This window comes from Variovorax sp. P4_B11, assembly GCF_056402355.1.
In genome coordinates, this window is record NZ_JBFUHO010000035.1 from 53,683 (window position 1) to 73,327 (window position 19,645).

Below are 19,645 nucleotides of genomic sequence, written 5' to 3' on the forward strand. Positions count from 1 at the left end.
TGAATCACATGCCCAACGGCGCGCGCGAAGCCCATGATTATAGCCCATCCGCATTGCCGTGACCAGTGCCGCGCTCGCGCAACGTTCTCGAGCCCCTCAGGGCTTCCCGGACTTGCCGGAGCGCAGGGCGCCCAGCACGGCGAAGGGATTGGGGCGGGCCGCTTCGGCGCCCTCGAAGTCGGGGTCCACGGCCGACAGCCGGGTCGGCTCCGGACAGACCTCGTGCCGCGGCGTGACCGGGATCTCCATCAGCAGCTCGTCTTCGATCAACACATGCAGGTCGAAATCACGGCTGGCGACCAGCACGTCCTCCTCGGACTCCTCGTCCTCGGCGGCCGCGGTGTCTTCGTCCGGCGCAAAGCGGAACCAGCGGTCGACCTTCAATTCGATCTCGACCGGCGAAAGACAACGCTGGCAGATCAAGGGCGCGTTGGCCTGCGCTTCGAGGTGCAGCCAGGACACTGGCCTGCCGTCGGCACCGCTGCGCGACTGGCCGGTTGCCTGCCACTGAACCGTCGCATCGGCGGCCGGGGCCGCCAGTTCGGCGCTCAGGCGCTCGAAGCCCGACAGCGGGTCGCTTGCGGAAAGGGTCGCTGCCGCGGCGGCGAAGCCGTTCACGTCGAGCCGGCCGGGGACAAATTCTTTGGTCATCCACGCCAGTCTAAACCGCTCGCGCACAATCACGCCCATGCAACGCCCCCTGATCCTTGCCTCGACTTCCCGCTACCGCCGCGAACTGCTGACCCGCCTGCACCTGCCCTTCGACGTCCAGGCGCCGGACGTCGACGAAACCCCGCTGGCGCACGAGGCGCCGCGCGCCCTGGCCGAGCGGCTGGCACTCGAGAAGGCGCGCGAAGTGGCCCGCCGTTTTCCGCAGGCCGTCGTGATCGGCTCGGACCAGGTCGCGGACCTGGCCGGCGAGCCGCTCGGAAAGCCCGGCGACCATGCCCGTGCCACGGCGCAGCTGCGGCGGATGCGCGGCCAGACCCTGGTTTTCCAGACCGCGGTCGCCGTGGTCTGCCAGGCGACCGGCTTCGAGGCGCACGACCTGGCACCGGTGCGCGTGGTGTTCAGGCAGCTCGACGATGCCGCGATCGAGAAATACCTGCGCGCCGAGCAACCCTATGACTGCGCCGGCAGCGCCAAGAGCGAGGGCCTGGGCATTGCCCTGCTCGAGTCGATCGACAGCGACGATCCCACCGCCCTCGTCGGGCTGCCGCTGATCCGCACCGCCCGCATGCTGCGCTCCGCTGGCGTCGACCTCCTATGAGCGCCCTACCCCTCGGAAGGCTCTACCTCGTCCCCGCGCCGCTGGATTTCGGCTGCGAGGAGCAGGCGCCGCTGGACGACGCGCTGCCCCGCGGCACGCTGGCGACCGCCGCCGGCATCACGCACTGGATCTGCGAGAACGCCAAGTCCGCCCGCGCCTACCTCAAGCGCATCGACGCCACCACGCCGCTGGCGGCGCCAATGCAGGCGCAGCAAATCCAGGAGTTACCGCGCGAAATCCACAAGAAGGGCGATCATGCGGGGCAGTTCGATGCACGGCCGCTGCTGGCCCCCGCGCTGGCCGGACACGACATCGGACTGCTCAGCGAGGCCGGGATGCCCGCGGTGGCCGATCCCGGCTCCTCGGTCGTGCGGGCCGCCCACGAGCTCGGCATCACCGTGGTCCCCTTGACCGGACCGGTGTCGCTGCTGCTTGGCCTGGCGGCCAGCGGGCTCAACGGCCAGAACTTCGCTTTCGTCGGCTACCTGCCGCAGGAGGCGGATGCGCGCAATCAACGCATCCGCGAACTGGAGGCGCTCGCCCTGCGGACCGGCCAGACGCAGCTCTTCATCGAAACGCCTTACCGCAATGCCGCCCTGCTGCAGGCGCTGACGCAGACACTGCAGCACAACACCCGGCTGGCCGTGGCGCGCGGGCTTACGCTGGCGTCCTGCAACGTGCGCAGCGACACCGTGAAGAGCTGGCGTGGCAGGCCGCTGCCGGCCGACGAGCGCACGCCGGCGGTGTTCGCGATCGGCCGCTGACCGCCTCTTGCACATGGAGATCTCGAACCGCATGCGCTGGGCCGCGCGCGCGCAGTTCTTTTGCTCGGGCTTCGTGTTCGCGACCTGGGGCGTGCACATCCCGACCATCAAGGCCCACTACGGCGTCGACGAGGCCGAACTCGGCCTCGCGATGCTGGCCGCAGGCGTCGGCGCCCTGCTGGGGCTGACCCAGGCCAGCCGCTGGATCGGCCGCCACGGCGCCCGCCGCACCGCCGCCATTTGCGGTGTCACCTACGCTCTGCTGCTCGCCGGGCTGCTGGCGATGCCGGCCTATCCGGCACTGCTGGGGCTGCTGGCCGTGTTCGGCATCGCCACCAGCGTGTTCGACGTAGCGATCAACACCGAAGCGGCGCAACTCGAGCTTCGAGACGGCCAGCCGCTGATGAGCGGCATGCACGGCATGTTCAGCCTCGGCGGCATGGTCGGCGCCCTGACCGGCGGTGCCGCGCTTGCGGCGGGCCTGCGGCCGCAGTTCCACCTTGTCCTCGTCGCCGCGGCCATGGCACTGACCATTGCCGCGGCCGCACGCTCAATGCTGCCCAGGGAAGCCACGGCTTCTTCCGGCGCAGACCACGGCTTCCGGTTGCCGCGCGGCACCCTGGCGCTGCTGGGCGTGCTGGCGGCGCTCGGCCTGGTTGCCGAAGGCGCGATCTACGACTGGAGCGTGCTCTACCTGCAGCAGGAACTGGGCAGCCCCCAGCAGCAGGCCGCACTGGCCTATGCGAGCTTCTCGGCCGCGATGGCGCTGGCCCGCTTCGGCGGCGATGCGATGCGCGCCCGCTTCACGCCGGCCGTGCTGCTGCGCGGCAGCGCGCTGCTGGCGGCGGGATCGATGGCCATGGTGCTGCTGACCGACCGGCCATGGCTGGCGCTGATTGGATTCGCCGGCGTCGGCGTCGGGTTCGCCAACGTGGTGCCGATCCTGTTCGCAGCCTCGGCGCGCGTTCCGGGCATGGCGCCGGCACGCGGCATCGCGGCGGTCTCGGCGCTGGCCTATCTCGGCTTCATGGCCGGCCCGCCGGTGATCGGCTTCCTGGCCCAGGCCAGCTCGCTGACCCACGCGCTGTATGTGGTGGTGGCCTTCGCCGCAGCGCTGGCGGCGTCGGCGCGCTACGCCGATCCGGCGTGAGCCTGGTCACGGCGGAACGCGCCCCCTCCGGGGGCAGCGCGTACACGAAGTGACGAGCGTGAGGGCTCAGTGCAGCGCCGGCACGGCGCGCAGCGCCCGCACCGAGGCATCCCCGAGCGCGGCGCCGAACTTCTTGGCCAGCTTCTCGGCCACGTTTTCGCGCCGTGTGTAGTCGATCACTTCCTCGGCCTTGATGACCTCGCGGGCGACGAAATCGACATTGCCGAGCTGGTCGGCCAGGCCGAGTTCGATCGACTGCTGGCCGCTCCAGAACAGGCCGCTGAAGAGCCCCGGGGTGCCGGTCTTGAGCCGATCGCCGCGGCCGTTCTTGACCACCTCGATGAACTGGCCGTGGATCTGGTCGAGCATTTGCTGGGCGTGCGCCTTCTGGGCGTCGTTCATCGGGCTGAAGGGGTCCATGAAGCCCTTGTTGTCCCCGGCCGTGAGCAGCCGGCGCTCCACGCCCACCTTGTCCATGAGCCCGGTGAAGCCGAAACCGTCCATCAGCACGCCGATGCTGCCCACGATGCTGGCCTTGTCGACGAAGATCTTGTCGGTCGCGGCGGCGATGTAGTAGGCCGCGGACGCGCAGGTCTCCTCGACCACCGCGTAGATGGGCTTGTCGTACTTGGCGCGCATCCGCTTGATCTCGTCATTGATGATGCCGGCCTGCACCGGGCTGCCGCCCGGTGAATTGATCAGCAGCACGATGCCCTTGGCGCCGTCGTCCTCGAAGGCCGACTTCATCGCCGCGACCACGAACTCGGCGCTGGCATCGGCGCCGGCGGCGATCTCGCCCTTGATCTCGACCACCGCCGTGTGCGGCGAGGCCTTGGCGGAGGCCGGCGTGCCGCGCGACAAGGCGAGCCAGACCAGGAAGATGAAGAAGGCGAGCCAGCTCAGCCGGACGAAGGTCTTCCAGCGCCGCGTGGCGCGCTGTTCGCGGACGGCGGCAAAAGCCAGCTTCTCGAGCGTCGCACGTTCCCAGCCGGCGGCATGCGCCGCATCGTTCTTCGCCATGTTTCTCGTACCGTCTGCGGTCAATGTGGGCGCCGTGCGCTCGATAGGCTCGAAACCCTCGGGTTCCGTGCGGTTGGAATCGGTCATTTCAGAAGGCCAGAGCTTGAAGGTTCCAGGCAGTATGCCAGTGCACCACGCCGTCCCGCTCGCTCAACGCGATCTTCACGAGCCCCCCGCGGCAGGGCCCGCCGGCGCATTCGCCGGTGTCGGGCCTGTAAACAGCGCCGTGCGTCGCGCACAGCAGCCACTGGCCGCTGTCGTCGAAGAAGCGGTCGGGCTGGAAGTCCATTTCCATCGCCACGTGGCTGCAGCGGTTCAGGTAGGCGTGCGGCGCGCCTTCGAAACGCACCGCGAAGGCCCGGCAGGTCTCGCCGCCATGCGCCACATCGAAAGGCACCGCGCGACCGCCCTCGACCAGGTCGGCCGAGTTGCAGAGGGGAATCGACTCGCTCATTGCAGGTTCAGGCGTTGTCGACCAGCCATTGCGAGAGCCCGGCCACCGAATGCGCCACGTGCAGCGGCGCCAGCGCATCGAAGCTCCCCGCCTCGTGGGCGCCATAGCTGACGCCGACGCTGGCGCAACCGGCATTGAGGGCCAGCTGCAGGTCGTGGGTGGTGTCGCCGATCATGAGCGTCCGCTCGGCCGGCACCTCGAGTTCCTCCATCAGTTCGAGCAGCATGCGCGGATGCGGCTTGCCGAAGGTCTCGTCGGCCGTGCGCGAAGCGTCGAAGCGATCGCGCAGCGACGCCGTGGCCAGCGCCTCGTTCAGGCCGCGGCGCGACTTGCCGGTGGCCACCGCCAGCCTGTGGCCGCGCGCCCGCAGGGCATCGAGCATCGGCAGCACGCCATCGAACAGCACCAGGTCGTCCTGGTGCTGCAGGAAGTGAAAGCGATAGCGGGCGCCGAGCTCGGGGTACTTCTCCTTCGGCACATCCGGCGCCGCGCGAGCCAAGGCCTCGGCGAGTCCGAGCCCGATCACCCAGGCAGCATCGCTTTCGCTCGGTCTGGCGCCTCCGACGTCGACCACGGCCGCCTGAATGCAGCGCGCGATCAGGCGCGTGGAGTCGTAGAGCGTGCCGTCCCAATCGAAGGCGAGCAGGTCGAAGCGGCGGGGGCGGATGTCAGTCATGGGCTTGAACGAAGGGATGGGTGGCGAGTACATCGAGCGCAGCGGGAGGCATCAGCGCGTGCAGTTCAGGCGGCAGGTCGGCTTGCAGCGCGACACGCTCGGCGCTCGCAGGATGGGTGAACTGGAGCCGCCACGCATGAAGGAACATGCGCTTGAGACCCAGCTTCTGCAAGGCCCGATTGCGCTCGAAGACGCCATATTTGTCGTCGCCGGCGATCGGATGCCCGGCCGAGGCGAGATGGACGCGGATCTGGTGGGTGCGGCCGGTCTTGATGGTCACCGCCAGCAGGGAGAACTCGGCGCCATCGCCGGGAAGCGAAAAACGGGCCAGCACCTTGACCAGCGTGACGGCCCGCATCGCGTCCGGATGATCCTTGGCGACGACGCGGACCCGCCGTTCCCCTTCGGCCGCGCCCGCAGGCGCCGGCAGCAGATACTTGGCCAGCGGCGCGTCGAGCACCTTCTTGTTGCCGGGCCAGGCGCCCTCGACCAGCGCCAGGTAGGTCTTGCCGGTCTCGCGCTCGCGGAACTGGTCCTGCAACGCGGTCAGGGCGCTGCGCTTCTTGGCGACCAGCAGAATGCCCGAGGTCTCGCGGTCGAGCCGGTGCACCAGTTCGAGGAAGCGCGCCGCGGGCCGCGCCCGGCGCAGCTGCTCGATGACGCCGAAGCTCACGCCGCTGCCGCCGTGCACCGCGACACCGGCCGGCTTGTCGATCGCCAGCAGCGCGTCGTCCTCGAGCAGCAGCGGGAACTCGCGCGCCGGTGCCGCCGGCGCGGCGCCCTCCTCCGAGCGGGCCGCAACCCGAACCGGCGGCAGCCGCAGCACGTCGCCCACGGCCAGCCGCGACTCGGCCTGGGCACGTCCCTTGTTGATGCGCACCTCGCCGGAACGGATGATCCGGTAGACGTGGGTCTTGGGCACGCCCTTGAGATGGCGGAACAGGTAGTTGTCCAGCCTTTGGCCGGCGGAATCCTCGTCGACCGTCAGAAAGCGAACTTCTGCCGCCGCGGGGACCGGCTTCGCACCTATAATGTTTTTCACCAGCGCGGTCTTGTAAGTGCTTGATTAATCAGAAGTTTAGAGCACTGCAGGAAGCGCTGTGAGGTCGATGCCGCTTTGAGGCAGCGTCCGCAGGCCACGCGCAAGAGCGCCAGGCGGCGGGCCCTGCAGCCGAGTCAAGCCGACGCCCACGAAACACCGATACGGAATACCCCAGCCGGCAGGCTCCAATCTGCCGGCGGATCGAAGCGAGTCCCTTGTGTTGATGCTGCTGATTCAACTGATCCTGCGCTGGCAAAAGCCGGCAGCGTCAGCCATTGAATCTCCGCCAGCGCGCGCCACCCCCGCGCCAGTTGCTATCAAAATGATAGCAAATCGACCCCACATGCGGCTCGCGCTCATCCACGCGCCCCCACCCCGTCTGACATCGAGTTGACTCTCGATGTGGTTGTCCGCGTCCGCGCGGCGGCCCCAGCAGCCTGGGTACAGCGGCAATTCCTTCGTTTCGCGAGCGTCGTCCGTGCATCGTTAGGTCCGTCATGGACCGGTAAGAGCGATACGAACAGACATAAGGACAACGCATCATGAAACGGATGCTGATCAACGCCACGCAGCCTGAAGAGCGCCGCCTGGCCATCGTCGACGGGCAGAAGCTCCTCGACTACGAAATCGAGATCGAAGGGCGCGAACAGCGCAAGGGCAACATCTACAAGGCCGTCGTCACCCGCGTCGAGCCCTCGCTGGAAGCCTGCTTCGTCGACTACGGCGAAGACCGCCACGGCTTCCTGCCGTTCAAGGAAATCTCCAAGCAGTACTTCGCCGAAGGCGTCTCGGCCAGCCAGGCCCGGATCCAGGACGCGATCCGCGAAGGCCAGGAACTGGTCGTTCAGGTCGAGAAGGAAGAACGCGGCAACAAGGGCGCTGCCCTCACCACCTTCATCTCGCTGGCCGGCCGCTATGTCGTGCTGATGCCGAACAACCCCCGCGGCGGCGGCGTCAGCCGGCGCATCGAGGGCGACGACCGGGCCGAGCTCAAGGAGGCGATGGACCAGCTGGAGTACCCGAAGGGCGCCAGCATCATCGCCCGCACCGCCGGCATCGGCCGCTCGGCGCCCGAGCTCCAGTGGGACCTGAACTACCTGCTCAAGCTCTGGACCGCCATCGACGGCGCCGCCAAGGGCGCCAAGGGCGCGTTCCTGATCTACCAGGAATCCTCGCTCGTGATCCGCGCGATCCGTGATTATTTCAATCACGACATCGGCGACATCCTGATCGACACCGACGACATCTACGACCAGGCGCAGCAGTTCATGGCGCACGTGATGCCCGAGCATGCGGCCCGCGTGAAGCGCTACCGCGACGACGCGGCGCTGTTCAGCCGCTTCCAGATCGAGCACCAGATCGAATCGGCCTACGCCCGCACGGTGCAGCTGCCCAGCGGCGGCGCGATCGTGATCGACCACACCGAGGCGCTGGTCTCGGTCGACGTCAACTCGGCCCGCGCCATCAAGGGCGGCGACATCGAGGAAACCGCGACCCGCACCAACCTGGAAGCCGCCGACGAGGTGGCGCGCCAGATGCGCCTGCGCGACCTCGGCGGCCTGATCGTGATCGACTTCATCGACATGGACGAGTCGAAGAACCGCCGCGAAGTCGAAAGCCGCCTGCGCGATGCGCTGCGGCAAGACCGCGCACGCGTCCAGTTCGGCTCGATCAGCAAGTTCGGCCTGATGGAAATGAGCCGCCAGCGCCTGAAGCCGGCACTCAGCGAAGGCTCGTCGATCCCCTGCCCGCGTTGCGGTGGCTCGGGCCACATCCGCGACACCGAATCGAGCGCGCTGCAGATCCTGCGCATCATTCAGGAAGAGTCGATGAAGGACAACACGGCCGCCGTGCATGTCCAGGTGCCGGTCGAGGTGGCGTCGTTCCTGCTGAACGAAAAGCGCCCCGAGATCGCCAAGATCGAGCTCAAGCAGCGCGTCACCGTGCTGATGGTGCCCAACAAGACGCTCGAGACGCCCAACTACAAGCTCGAGCGGCTCAAGCACGACGATCCGCGCCTCGACCACATCGAGGCCAGCTACAAGATGGCCGACGAGATCGAGGATCCGACCTCGGTCACGCGCCGCTCGCAGGAGCCGACCAACAAGCAGACGCCGGTGATCAAGGGCGTGCTGCCCGATGCGCCGGCGCCGATCGCGGTGCCGAAGCCCGAAGCGGTGCGGCCGGTGGCAGCGGCGCGCGCGCCGGTCGCAGCGCCCGCACCGGTGGCGGTGCCCGCCAAATCGGCCGAATCCGGCCTGTTCGGCTGGATCAAGAGCCTCTTCGGGGGTGCCCCGGCGGCACCGGCACCGGCTCCGGCCCCGGCGACGATCCCGGTGGAAGCACCGAAGCCGCGCCGCGATGGCCGCGGTGGGCGCGAGCGCGACGGCGAGGGTGCGCGCACGGCACGTGACGGCGAGCAGCGCCGTGGCGGCCGTGGCGAAGGCCGAGGTGCTCGTGACGGCGAAACGCGCAGTGGCGAACGCCGAGGTGGTCGCTCGGGAGAGCGCCGCGACGGAGAACGCCGCGAAGGGCGCGAAGCCCGCGGCGAGGCCCGCACCGACAGCCAGCTCCGGGATCAGCGCGAGCCGCGCGAGACCCGTGCGCCGCGCGACGGCGAGCGTCGCGGGCGCGGCGAGCGCCGCGATGGCGAGGCGCGCCAATTGCCGGCCGAAGCCACCGACATCCAGCTCGATGCCCAGGCACTCGCGCCGAACGCCGGCGAAGGCGGCGAAGCGGCCGGCCCCTCGGAACGCGCACCGCGCGGACGCGGCGAGCGCCGTGAACGCGGCGATCGCGGCGGCGATGGCGCCCGCGAACGCAATGGCGACATGTCCCGCGAAGTCCAGGGCGAGGCCACTCCGGAAGGTGCTTCGAACGAGCGCGTCGCACGCAGTGGTCGCGGCGAGGACCGCCCGCCTCGTGGCGAACGCGGCGACGGCCGCCGCGAACGGCGCAACGACGGGCCGGCACGCACGCCGGAAGCAGCGGGCGCGGCGGAATCCTCGCCCGCCGAGGCCGGTGCCACGGAGTTCGCCGCGGGCGACGACCAGGGCGAGACCGCGCCGCGCCGCGAAGGCGAAGAGCGCCGCGGCCGGTCGCGCGACCGCTACGGTCGTGATCGCCGCGAGCGCGGTCCGCGCGAAGAGGCCAGCGAAGCGATGCCGGCAGCTGCCGCGGCAGCGGTCGACGTCGAGGAAGACGTCGTCCGCTCGGCCCTGCCGCCGGCGCCGGTGCGCGCCGAGCGCCCCGCCGTGGCGCCGGCAGCGCCGATCGTGGTCGAGGCCAAGGCCCCGTCCTCGCGCGCACTGCCGAAGGTCCAGCCCTTCCAACTGCCGCTCGACGAACTGGCCCAGGTCGCGGAAGGCTCGGGCCTGCACTGGGTCAACTCGGATGCCGAGCGCGTGGCAGCGGTTCGCGCGGCCATCGATGCCGAACCCAAGCCCCGGCACGTGCCACGCGAACGCCCGCCGGCGATCGTGATCGACGAAGGTCCGCTGGTGCTGGTGGAAACCCGCCGCGACCTGGGATCGATGACGCTGCCCTTCGAGGATGCAGCGCGCGGCACCAACGCGCCGCACTGAAGCCAGGGGGAGGCGGCCAGCCTCCCTCCGCTTCACCCTTCAAGGGAGGCTGCGGCCTCCCTTTTTCGTTTTCGGGTCCCGCCGACCGCTGCGGCCTGCGTTGCCGGCGGCGCGTTCGTCCTGGCCGATCCACCGTTCGACGGCCGACCCGTTCATGGACGAAATGCGCCCATCGCCCATTCCGAGTGCTTGCTCACAAACGAATCCATAGGTACTAATTCTCAAAATCTCGAACGGCGTGCACAAACAACAGCTCGATGCCAGTTTGCATTAACATTTTGTCATACCAAAGGACTACACTCTTACACGCGATGTTGCGCTGCACCATTACCCTTTTCCGAGGGTTCTCACAGAGGAGGCAGCCTACGCCGTTTGGCGGACGATGTACGGCTTTTGTTGACACGACAGCGGCTGCGACATATGTTCAAATTCTTGCCGATAGTAGTAAAGCGTTACACTGCCACGCTCCAGTTTGAGGCAGCACCCGATACAGGGGAATATCAGATGTTTCGTTCCGATTCGACCGCCAGCGGCAACGTGGTCCGACGCTTCACCCCGGACGGCAGCGGTCCCTCTGCGCCCCCCGTTCAGGCCAGGCCGCGCCGACTCTCGCTGCTCGAGCGCATCGTCAAGCGCAGCCTCGACATTTTCGGCGCCTTGTTCTTCTTTGCCGTCTTCGGGCCGCTCTACCTGCTGGTCGCACTGGGCGTGCTGATCAGCATGGGGCGCCCGGTGCATTATTGGCAGAACCGGCTCGGCGAGCGCGGCCAGCGCTTTCGCTTCTACAAGTTCCGATCGATGGTCCGCAATTCGGATGACGTGCTGGACGAGTTCCTGAGCCGCAGCGACATGGCCCGCACCGAATGGGACACCTTCCAGAAGCTGGAGAAGGATCCGCGCATCACTCCGACCGGCCACTTCATCCGCAAGCTGAGCCTGGACGAACTGCCGCAATTCTGGAATGTCCTCAAGGGCGACATGAGCCTGGTCGGCCCCCGCCCCTGCATGGAGCGCCAGCGCAGCCTCTACGGCAAGGGCTGGGAACACTACTGTGCGATGCGCCCCGGCATCACCGGCCTGTGGCAGGTCAGCGGCCGCAACCGGCTGTCCTACGCCCGCCGCGTCGAGCTCGACGTCGAATACGTCAGCAACTGGTCGTTGTGGCTCGACATCAAGATCCTGCTGAGGACGGTTCGGGCCGTCATCACCGGCGAGGGGTCGCGATGAGCCGGATCCAGCCGGTGGTCCTGTGCGGAGGCAGCGGCACCCGGTTGTGGCCGCTCTCGCGCAAGACGCTGCCCAAGCAGTTCGCGCCGCTGGTCGACAACAAGAGCCTGCTGCTGCTGACGCTCGAACGCTTGCGCCAGCTCAATCCGGAGGTGACCTGCGTGGCCGCGGAGGAGCATCGCTTCCTGGTGCAGGAAGCGATCGACGCGGCGCAGGTCAGCGGCAAGCAGTTGCTCGAGCCGGTGGCGCGCAATACCGCTGCCGCCATGGCCGCGGTGGCCTTGCTGGCCGACCCGGATCGGTTGCTGCTGTTCGCACCCGCCGATCACTACATCCCCGAGCCGGACCGCTTCGTCGCAACGATCCTGCAGGGCGTCCCGGCCGCCATGGCCGGCTACCTGGTGACCTTCGGCGTCGAGCCGTCCTTCCCCAGCACCGCCTATGGCTACATCCGCCAGGGTGACAAGCTCGACGGCGCGCTGGCCGAGGACGCGGGCCGCGCGGTAGCGGCCTTCATCGAGAAGCCGCCGGCCGAACGCGCCGAACGGCTGCTGCTGGAAGGGGGCAATCTCTGGAACGCCGGCATCCTGCTGGTTCAGGCCAAGGTCCTGATCGCGGCACTGCAAGCGCATGCACCGGACATTCTCGAGAGCTGCCAGCTGGCCACCGCCGCCGTCGAGACCGACGGCGACTTCCTGCGAATGGACCCCGCGGCCTTCGGACGCTGCCGCAGCCAGAGCATCGACTATGCGGTGCTCGAGAAGTGCGACCGCGTGGCGGTGATCCCGTTCCAGGGCCGATGGAGCGACGTCGGAAGCTGGAATGCGGTCGCCGACCTCCACGACACCGATGCCAACGGCAACCGCATCAGCGGCCAGGGCTTCGCCATGAGTGCGACCAACACCTTCATCCATGCGCCCAGCCGCCCCGTCGTCGCGCTGGGAACCAAGGACCTCCTGGTGGTCGACACGCCCGACGCCCTGCTGGTCGTGCATCGGGAGTGCGCGGAGCAGGTCAAGGACGTGGTCGCCCTGCTGACCACGCACGGCCACAGCCAGGCCACCCGGCACCGCCGCATTCCGCGGCCATGGGGCGCCTACGACAGCATCGACGACGGCGAGCGCTTCGCGGTCAAGCGGCTGACGGTCAAGCCGGGCGCCCGCCTGGCCCTGCGGATGCACCACCACCGCGCCGAGCACTGGGTGGTGGTCCAGGGGACGGCGCGCGTGGTGTGCGACGACAAAGACGTGCTGGTGAAGGAGAACGAGTCGATCTACATCCCCGTGGGCGCGGTCTACCGGCTGGAGAACGCCGGCAGGACCACACTCGAGGTGATCGAGGTCCAGACCGGCGGCTACCTGGGCGAGGACGACATCGTGCGCTTCGCCGACGTCGAGTCGCCCGGCACCGGCGACAAAAGAAAGCTCGCCTGAATTTCCGACGGCGACCCCAGGCGATATGTCAATGAACGAATTGCAAAAGCGAATCTTCGTCGCAGGTCACCGCGGCATGGTCGGCAGTGCCATCGTGCGCTGCCTGGAGCAGCGGGGCTATGCCGCGATCCTCACGAGGAGCCATGCCGAGTTCGACCTCACGGACCAGGCGCAGGTGCGCGCCTTTTTTGCCGAAGAGAAGCCGCAGGAGGTCTACGTCGCGGCCGCGAAAGTGGGCGGCATCCACGCCAACAACAGCTATCCGGCCGAATTCATCTATTCGAACCTGATGGTCGAGGCCAACCTGATCCACGAGTCGTGGCGCACCGGCGTCGCCAAGCTGCTGTTCCTGGGCTCGAGCTGCATCTATCCGCGGCTCGCGCAGCAGCCGATGCCGGAGGACGCCCTCCTCACGGGCAAGCTGGAGCCGACCAACGAGCCCTACGCGATCGCCAAGATCGCCGGCATCAAGCTCTGCGAGAGCTATAACCGCCAGTACGGCTGCGATTTCCGCAGCGTGATGCCGACCAACCTCTACGGACCGGGCGACAACTACCATCCCGAAAACAGCCACGTGCTGCCGGCGATGATCCGGCGCTTCCACGAGGCGAAGGCCAGCGATGCGCCGACCGTCGTGATCTGGGGCACCGGCACGCCGAAGCGGGAGTTTCTGTATGTCGACGACATGGCACGGGCCTGCGTCCACGTGATGGACCTGCCGCGCGAAACCTACGCGGCCCACACCGACGTCATGGCGAGCCACATCAACGTCGGCACCGGCGAGGACCTGTCGATCGCCGAACTGGCGCAAATGGTGAGCGAAGTGGTCGGCTACCAGGGCCGTATCCACTACGACACCAGCAAGCCCGACGGCACGCCGCGCAAGCTGCTGGACATTTCGCGCATCCGCAAGCTCGGCTGGAAACCGGACGTGGCCTTGCGCGACGGCATCGCGACCGCCTACGAAGACTTCTGCAGCGAAGCACTGGTGGCCTGATCCGGCTGCCTTGCCGTGATTCAAGGATGAACGCTTCTTCCTCCATTTCCATCGTTCCGCCAGGCCTTGGCGGCGTGAGGGACTACGCCTCACTGGTCAGCGGCGCGCTGGATGCCCCGCTGGTCGAACTGACGCCGGCCACCCGCATTGACGGCTTCGGGGGGCGTCTGTTGTTACTGCACCTCAGTGGCTACGGATACCAAAAGCGCGGCGCGCCCCTGTGGCTGGTTCGCGCGGTGCGCGAGATGCGGCCCCGTTTCGACAGCGTCGGCATCGTCTTTCATGAGCTGTTCGCCGTCGGCCCGCCGTGGCGTTCGGCCTTCTGGCTCACCGGACTCCAGAAGCTCGTTGCGCGCGACCTGCTGGCAATGGCGGATTTCTGGATCACCAGCCGGGAAGACTCGGCGCGCTGGCTGCTCGCCGGCCGGGCCAGGCAGGTTCCGCACCGGGTGCTGCCGATCTTCTCGACCGTTGGCGAGCCGGATGCGATCGCGACGCCGCGCAAGGACGAGATCGTCGTCTTCGGCACTCCCGGCGTGCGGGCGAGTGTCTATCGATGGGCTGGCGGCGAAATTTTCCGCCATGCCGAGCGCAGGGGACTACAGATCCAGGACATCGGCGCCGCATTCCCGCCCCAGAGCGCGCTGTCGACCCGCCTGGCGGCAAGCGGCGCCGTGGTCCACGGCAAGCTGCCCGCCGACGCGGTGAGCGCCCGGATGGCCGAGGCCCGGTATGGCGCGCTGGCCTACCCGGCCGAAGACGTCGCGAAGAGCAGCGTCTTCGCCGCCTATTGCGCGCACGGCCTCTGCCCGATCCTGCTGTCGCCCTCCGACCGCACCCGGGACGGACTCGTGGCCAAGCGCAACTTCGCGTTCGGTTTCGAGGCACTTGACGACGCCGGCATCGATCCCGCCCGGGTCGGACAGGAAGCGAGGAACTGGTACGAGCCGCATCGGCTGTCGGCCCACCAGGCGGTGCTCCAGCAACTGGCGACACAAACGGCACAAGCCCGTCGAAACACGGCGCTGGCCGTCGCCAAGCCACCGATGCATGGCGTTGGATTGCGATCATGAGTCCGGTGCTTGTCACCCATCCGGGTCTGCAGCATTCGCACCAGCTGGCCCTGGCCCTTTACGAGCGATCGCTGCTGCAGTCGTTCTGGTCGGGCGTGCCCGTGGCCGCGAAGGGCGAACCGGCTCCCTGGTGGCTGCCCGAAAGATACCGTCAGAAGGTCCGCACCGTCGACATTCCCCGCGCCTTGCGCCGCCACCCGGCGCGCTTCCAGCTGGCCATGCGCGCCGCGCAGGCGATCCATTGGGGCGGCCCGGGTTCCGACGGCGCGCATCGCATCTTTCATTGGTTCGACGCCTGGGCAGCGCGGCAAATCCTCAAGCTCAGGCCCAAGGTGGTGGTCGCCTACGAGAACGCGGCGTACCACTCCTTCCAGGCGGCAAGGTCGGTCGGCGCGCGCTGCGTGCTCGATGCCGCGGCCTTTCACCATCAGGCGGCCAAGGAGCTCTTCGGCGGCTTCGACACCCCCTATACGCCCGAGATCAACCGCCGCAAGGATGAGGAGGTCCGCCTGGCAGACCTGATCCTCACCTGCTCCCCGCTGGCGGCGGAAAGCTATGTGTCGAACGGCGTTGCGGCGGACAAGCTGCGTCCCTTGCTGCTCGGCGCCGAGCCTCCGCAGGACATTCCGACATGGCAACCCAGCCGGGGCGCACCCCGGTTCGTCTTTGCCGGCACCCTGTGCCACCGCAAGTCGGTCGACGTGATCGTCGAAGCCTTCGGCCGCCTCCACGCCGAGGGCCTGCGCTACGAATTGCAGTTCATGGGCGGCGTCGATGACCCGGCATTGCTGGCCGCGGTCGAGGCAACGCCGAATGCCCGCCATCTCGCAAATGCGCCGCAGAAGGCGCTGTATGCGGTGCTGGCTCAGGCGGACTGCCTCCTGCTCCCCTCCCGCTCGGACTCGTTCGGAATGGTCGTCGCCGAGGCGATGGCCTGCGGTACGCCGGCCATCGTGTCGACCCAGACCGGCGCCAAGGCCATGATCGAGAACCATCCGGGCAGCGGCTGGATCGTCGAACCGGACGTAGACTCCTTGCATGCCACGGTGCGCCGGTTGATCGAGAATCCCGAACTCCTGCGGGCCGCACGGCCGGCGGCACTGCGCTCCGGCCAGGCATTCTCGTGGGCCAACTACCGAGACCGGGCGGGCCAACTGCTCGAGGAGTTCGTTCGATGAACAGCGCTGCGGCCTCCTTGCCGTTCGACCAGGTCCGCCGGGCTTCCCTGAGCCGGGCGGGCTACGTCTTCATCGCCGTCCTGCTGATCGTCGTGCTCGAGGGCGCGATCCGCAAATGGGCCGTGTCGTCCGCGACGCTCCCGCTGATCCTGACGCGCGACCTGCTGGTCGCCTATCTGATCATGTCCGCGTGGACGCGGGGGCATTTCCGTCGGCAACCGGTCGCCACCGCGGTGCTGCTCGCATGGTCCTGCCTGGTCGTGGCCTGGGGCCTGCTGCAGCTCATCGGAGGAGAAAGCTCCCCGACCGTGCTGCTGATCGGCTTGCGCTTCTGGCTGCTCTATGCGTGGTTCGCGGTCGCCGCAGCCTCGTCGATGAACGAGGCCGACTACCGGGCCGCGTTGCTCGTCGCCGTGTGGTGCCTCGTGCTGATGGCGCCCCTGGCGGTGCTGCAGTACCTGTCGCCGCCAGGGGCGCGCATCAACGCGCAGACGGAAGGAGACGAAGGCGCCATCTTCACGGTGGTCGCCGGCGTTGTCCGCACCACGGGCACCTTCAGCTTCACGCTCGGCTACGCGACTTTCCTGGCAATGGCGGCGCCCTTGGTGTTCGCCGTCGTCGGCGCGAGAAAGCGAACGAAGGCGCAATCGCTTTTCGCGATGGCAGCCCTTGGCTGCTTCGTGGCCGGCAGCGTGGTCAGCGGCTCGCGGGCCGCGGTCGTTTTCTCGGGCGCCATGCTGCTGGCCTACTTCCTGGGCCGGCTCTGGCTGGCGCGAGGCAAGGCGCGCACGCGCGCCGGGGTGGCGGTCTTGCTGGGCCTGATGCTCGTTGCCGTCCTGCTCTATGCGTTCAGCGGCGCGCTCGAAACCACAAGCCAGCGCTTCGAGCAGGCCGCGGCCACCGAGGACTTCCAGGGTCGGCTGCTGATGAACTTCATCGGCGAATCCCACGTCTACGACAGCGTCACCTGGCTCGGCCAGGGTCTCGGGCTGGGCTCCAACCTGGCCGGCTACGTACGCACCGGAAGCCCGGCATTCACGATCGCGGAAATCGAGGCCGGACGGATCCTGCTGGAAGGCGGCCTGATCGGCTATGCCTTCACGGCGCTCAAGGTGGTGGTCATCGTGGTCTGCATCGGCCAGAGCCTGCGCCTGGCCTACCGGCTGCGTTCGCCCTATCCGCTCCTGATGTGGTTGACCGTGTCCTTTGCGTTGCTCACCTGGCCGGCGATCGGCCAACTTTCGGCGCACGGCCTGCTGGGCCTCACGCTGGCCTTCGGCCTGCTCGTCTTCAGGCATCCGACGACCGATTTCTTCCCTTCTCGCAAGCCATCGACGTGAGACTGCTCCACCTGATCCCCTCGGTCGACCCCCGGGGCGGCGGTCCGATAGAAGGCGTGCTTCGCATCCATGAGGCGCTCGTGGGACTCGGCCACGACAGCGAACTGCTGTGCCTGGACGACCCGTCGTCGGCCTGCGTGATCGACTGTCCGGCGCCGGTTCACGCACTGGGGCCGTCGCGCACCAGCTACCGCTACAACCCCCTGGCTGTCGATTGGCTGCGCGACCATGCCGCCGCCTACGACGCCGTGATCGTCAACGGCCTGTGGCAGTACACCGGCTTCGCCGCCTGGCGCGCGCTGCATGCGTCGACCACGCCCTATTTCGTCTACACCCACGGCATGCTCGATCCGTGGTTCAAGCGGCGCTATCCGCTCAAGCACCTGAAGAAGTGGCTGTACTGGCCCTGGGGCGAGTACCGCGTGCTGCGCGACGCGGCCGCCGTGATCTTCACCTGCGAGGAGGAACGCCTTCTTGCCCGCCAATCCTTCTGGCTCTACCGCGCCCGGGAAGTGGTCGGCTCCTACGGCACCTCCGAGCCGCCGTCGGACGCGGCGGCACTGGCCGAAACCTTCCTGGCCCGCTTTCCCGAGCTGCGGGGCAAACGGGCGCTGCTCTATCTCGGACGCATCCACGAGAAGAAAGGCGGCGACCTGCTGGTCGATGCGTTCGCCCGTGTCGCTGCCGATGCGCCAGACCTGCAGCTGGTGATGGCGGGCCCCGGCGAAGAGGACCGGGTGCGGCAGCTCAAGAGCCGCGCCGTGGAGCTCGGCATCGCGGCGCGTATCACCTGGACCGGGATGCTGCAGGGCGACCTCAAATGGGGGGCCTTCCACGCGGCCGATGTGTTCTGCCTGCCATCGCACCAGGAGAACTTCGGAATCGCCGTGGTGGAGGCCCTGGCCTGCGGCAAGCCGGTCCTGCTCAGCGACAAGGTCAACATCTGGCGCGAGATCGAGCAGGACGGTGCGGGCATCGTGGCCGCCGACACGCTGGCCGGCACGATCGACACCCTGCAGCGCTGGCTCGCACTGGCACCGGCGGAGGCGGCCGCCATGCGGGTGGCCGCGCGGCGCTCGTTCCGGCAGCGATTCCAGGTCGGCGAGGTGACGGAAACACTGCTGCGGATCGTCAGCGACAACGCACCGGCGCTCGATGCCTCGGCATCGTCGAAAGAACGCCGCCGCGGCGCCGGAATGCTGCATGAGGGTCAATGAAACTTCTCGTCTACGGAATCAATTTCGCGCCGGAACTGACCGGCATCGGAAAATACACAGGCGAGATGGTTGCCTGGCTCGCGGCCAGGGGGCATGAGGTGCGGGTGGTGACGGCACCGCCCTACTACCCGGATTGGGCGGTCTGGCCAGACTACAGCGGCTGGCGCTACACCCGCGAGGACTGGCACGGCGCCACCATCTTCCGCGCGCCGCTGTGGGTGCCGCGCAAGGTGACGGGGCTGAAGAGGCTGGTCCACCTGGCCAGCTTCGCGCTGTCGAGTATTCCCGCCCTGCTCGCGCAATGGCGCTGGAAGCCCGACCTGGTGTGGGTGACCGAACCGCCGCTGTTCTGTACGCCGGCGGCGCTGGCCTTTGCGCGGCTGCGCTCAGCGAAGGCGTGGCTGCACATCCAGGACTACGAGGTGGACGCGGCCTTCGAACTGGGCCTGCTCAAGGGGGCCGGCGCACGCGCCTTCGTCTCCGCCGTCGAACGCGGCCTGATGCGCCGCTTCGACCACATCTCGACGATCTCCCTGCGCATGATGGAGCGCGCGAGCGGCAAGGGCACGGAGGACGCGCGGCTGGTCTCGCTGCCAAACTGGGCCGACGTGTCGGCCGTGCAGCCGCTGCGGGCGGCGAGCCCCTATCGCGCGGAACTGGGCATCGAGCCCGATGCCGTCGTGGCGCTCTATTCCGGCAACATGGGCGCCAAGCAGGGCCTGGAGCTGCTGGCCGAGCTGGCCCGCCTGCTGCAGCATCAGCCCGGTCTCGAGTTCGTGTTCTGCGGCAATGGCGCCGGCCGCGCCGACCTGATGCAGCGCTGCGAGAAAGTCGCCAACGTGCGCTTCCTCGACCTGCAGCCGGTCGAGCGTCTCGGCGACCTGCTGGGCCTCGCCGACATCCACCTGCTGCCGCAGCGTGCCGACGCCGCCGACCTGGTGATGCCCTCCAAGCTCACCGGCATGCTCAGCAGCGGCCGGCCCGTCGTCGCCGGCGCCAGGGCCGAGACGCAACTGGGCAAGGTGGTCGCCCAATGCGGTCTGGCCGTTCCACCCGACGATGCCCGCGCCTTCGCCGACGCGGTGCTCCGGTTGGCCTCGCAACCTGCTTTGCGCGCGGAACTCGGCCTGCGCGCCCGCGCCTTCGCCGAAGCCCACTTCGACCGCGACGCCGTCCTCCAGCAGTTCGAACGCGACCTGCAGTCCTGCATCAAAAGCTGA

General features: G+C 68.3%; 17 protein-coding genes. 12 read left to right on the forward strand and 5 right to left on the reverse strand.

The genetic code is table 11. The features are described 5' to 3' along the window. Nucleotides 1–96 precede the first annotated feature (96 nt). Entirely contained in the window at nt 97–651 is a 555-nt protein-coding gene (locus AC1DYD_RS26290; protein ID WP_478175702.1) for a YceD family protein, read from the reverse strand. 37 nt (nt 652–688) lie between these two features. On the opposite strand from AC1DYD_RS26290, the gene AC1DYD_RS26295 reads away from it, so the two are divergent. The 3 genes from AC1DYD_RS26295 to AC1DYD_RS26305 are packed head-to-tail and all read left to right on the forward strand — an operon-like array spanning nt 689 to nt 3,184. Next, the gene (locus AC1DYD_RS26295; protein ID WP_478175703.1) at nt 689–1,270 is read left to right on the forward strand and encodes a Maf family protein; all 582 of its coding nucleotides are present in this window, start codon (nt 689–691) and stop codon (nt 1,268–1,270) included. Beyond that, nucleotides 1,267–2,034, forward strand: a complete 768-nt coding sequence (locus AC1DYD_RS26300) for an SAM-dependent methyltransferase (protein ID WP_478175704.1) — start codon at nt 1,267–1,269, stop codon at nt 2,032–2,034. Before AC1DYD_RS26295 ends, AC1DYD_RS26300 begins: the two co-directional genes overlap by 4 nt. Nucleotides 2,035–2,047: 13 nt before the next feature. Continuing rightward, a complete protein-coding gene (locus tag AC1DYD_RS26305; RefSeq protein ID WP_478175705.1) occupies nt 2,048–3,184 on the forward strand; it encodes an MFS transporter in 1,137 nt (378 codons plus the stop codon). A gap of 66 nt (nt 3,185–3,250) precedes the next feature. On the opposite strand, the gene AC1DYD_RS26310 is transcribed toward AC1DYD_RS26305, so the two are convergent. From AC1DYD_RS26310 to AC1DYD_RS26325, 4 genes are read right to left on the reverse strand one after another with little or no spacing between them, the layout of a single operon-like run. Beyond that, nucleotides 3,251–4,291, reverse strand: coding sequence for a S49 family peptidase (locus AC1DYD_RS26310; protein WP_478175706.1), 1,041 nt, complete (start codon nt 4,289–4,291; stop codon nt 3,251–3,253). Nucleotide 4,292: 1 nt separating this feature from the next. After that, complete coding sequence (locus tag AC1DYD_RS26315; RefSeq protein ID WP_478175707.1) at nt 4,293–4,658, reverse strand: Rieske (2Fe-2S) protein; 366 nt, start codon at nt 4,656–4,658, stop codon at nt 4,293–4,295. A 7-nt stretch (nt 4,659–4,665) separates the two neighbouring features. Continuing rightward, nucleotides 4,666–5,334, reverse strand: coding sequence for an HAD-IA family hydrolase (locus tag AC1DYD_RS26320; RefSeq protein ID WP_478175708.1), 669 nt, complete (start codon nt 5,332–5,334; stop codon nt 4,666–4,668). Further along, nucleotides 5,327–6,376 (reverse strand): RluA family pseudouridine synthase, encoded by a 1,050-nt coding sequence (locus AC1DYD_RS26325; protein WP_478175709.1) that lies wholly within the window; start codon nt 6,374–6,376, stop codon nt 5,327–5,329. The genes AC1DYD_RS26320 and AC1DYD_RS26325 overlap by 8 nt, the downstream gene beginning before the upstream one ends. Nucleotides 6,377–6,918: 542 nt before the next feature. Here AC1DYD_RS26325 and AC1DYD_RS26330 point away from each other — a divergent pair. From AC1DYD_RS26330 to AC1DYD_RS26370, 9 genes are all read left to right on the forward strand, one after another. Continuing rightward, nucleotides 6,919–9,960 (forward strand): Rne/Rng family ribonuclease, encoded by a 3,042-nt coding sequence (locus AC1DYD_RS26330; RefSeq protein ID WP_478175710.1) that lies wholly within the window; start codon nt 6,919–6,921, stop codon nt 9,958–9,960. Between the two features lie 504 nt (nt 9,961–10,464). Further along, nucleotides 10,465–11,187 carry a sugar transferase gene (locus tag AC1DYD_RS26335; protein WP_478175711.1) on the forward strand — a complete coding sequence of 241 codons (723 nt, stop codon included), beginning with the start codon at nt 10,465–10,467 and terminating at the stop codon, nt 11,185–11,187. Then, the gene (locus AC1DYD_RS26340) at nt 11,184–12,620 is read left to right on the forward strand and encodes a mannose-1-phosphate guanylyltransferase/mannose-6-phosphate isomerase (protein WP_478175712.1); all 1,437 of its coding nucleotides are present in this window, start codon (nt 11,184–11,186) and stop codon (nt 12,618–12,620) included. Before AC1DYD_RS26335 ends, AC1DYD_RS26340 begins: the two co-directional genes overlap by 4 nt. 31 nt (nt 12,621–12,651) lie before the next feature. Next, the gene (fcl, locus tag AC1DYD_RS26345) at nt 12,652–13,617 is read left to right on the forward strand and encodes a GDP-L-fucose synthase (RefSeq protein ID WP_478175713.1); all 966 of its coding nucleotides are present in this window, start codon (nt 12,652–12,654) and stop codon (nt 13,615–13,617) included. Between the two features lie 26 nt (nt 13,618–13,643). Further along, nucleotides 13,644–14,690 (forward strand): hypothetical protein, encoded by a 1,047-nt coding sequence (locus tag AC1DYD_RS26350; RefSeq protein WP_478175714.1) that lies wholly within the window; start codon nt 13,644–13,646, stop codon nt 14,688–14,690. A gap of 101 nt (nt 14,691–14,791) precedes the next feature. Beyond that, nucleotides 14,792–15,868, forward strand: coding sequence for a glycosyltransferase family 4 protein (locus tag AC1DYD_RS26355; protein WP_478175715.1), 1,077 nt, complete (start codon nt 14,792–14,794; stop codon nt 15,866–15,868). Then, the gene (locus AC1DYD_RS26360; protein WP_478175716.1) at nt 15,865–17,208 is read left to right on the forward strand and encodes a hypothetical protein; all 1,344 of its coding nucleotides are present in this window, start codon (nt 15,865–15,867) and stop codon (nt 17,206–17,208) included. Before AC1DYD_RS26355 ends, AC1DYD_RS26360 begins: the two co-directional genes overlap by 4 nt. Continuing rightward, a complete protein-coding gene (locus AC1DYD_RS26365) occupies nt 17,205–18,425 on the forward strand; it encodes a glycosyltransferase (protein WP_478175717.1) in 1,221 nt (406 codons plus the stop codon). Before AC1DYD_RS26360 ends, AC1DYD_RS26365 begins: the two co-directional genes overlap by 4 nt. Continuing rightward, nucleotides 18,422–19,645: a WcaI family glycosyltransferase gene (locus AC1DYD_RS26370; RefSeq protein ID WP_478175718.1), complete on the forward strand. Its 1,224-nt coding sequence runs from the start codon at nt 18,422–18,424 to the stop codon at nt 19,643–19,645. Before AC1DYD_RS26365 ends, AC1DYD_RS26370 begins: the two co-directional genes overlap by 4 nt.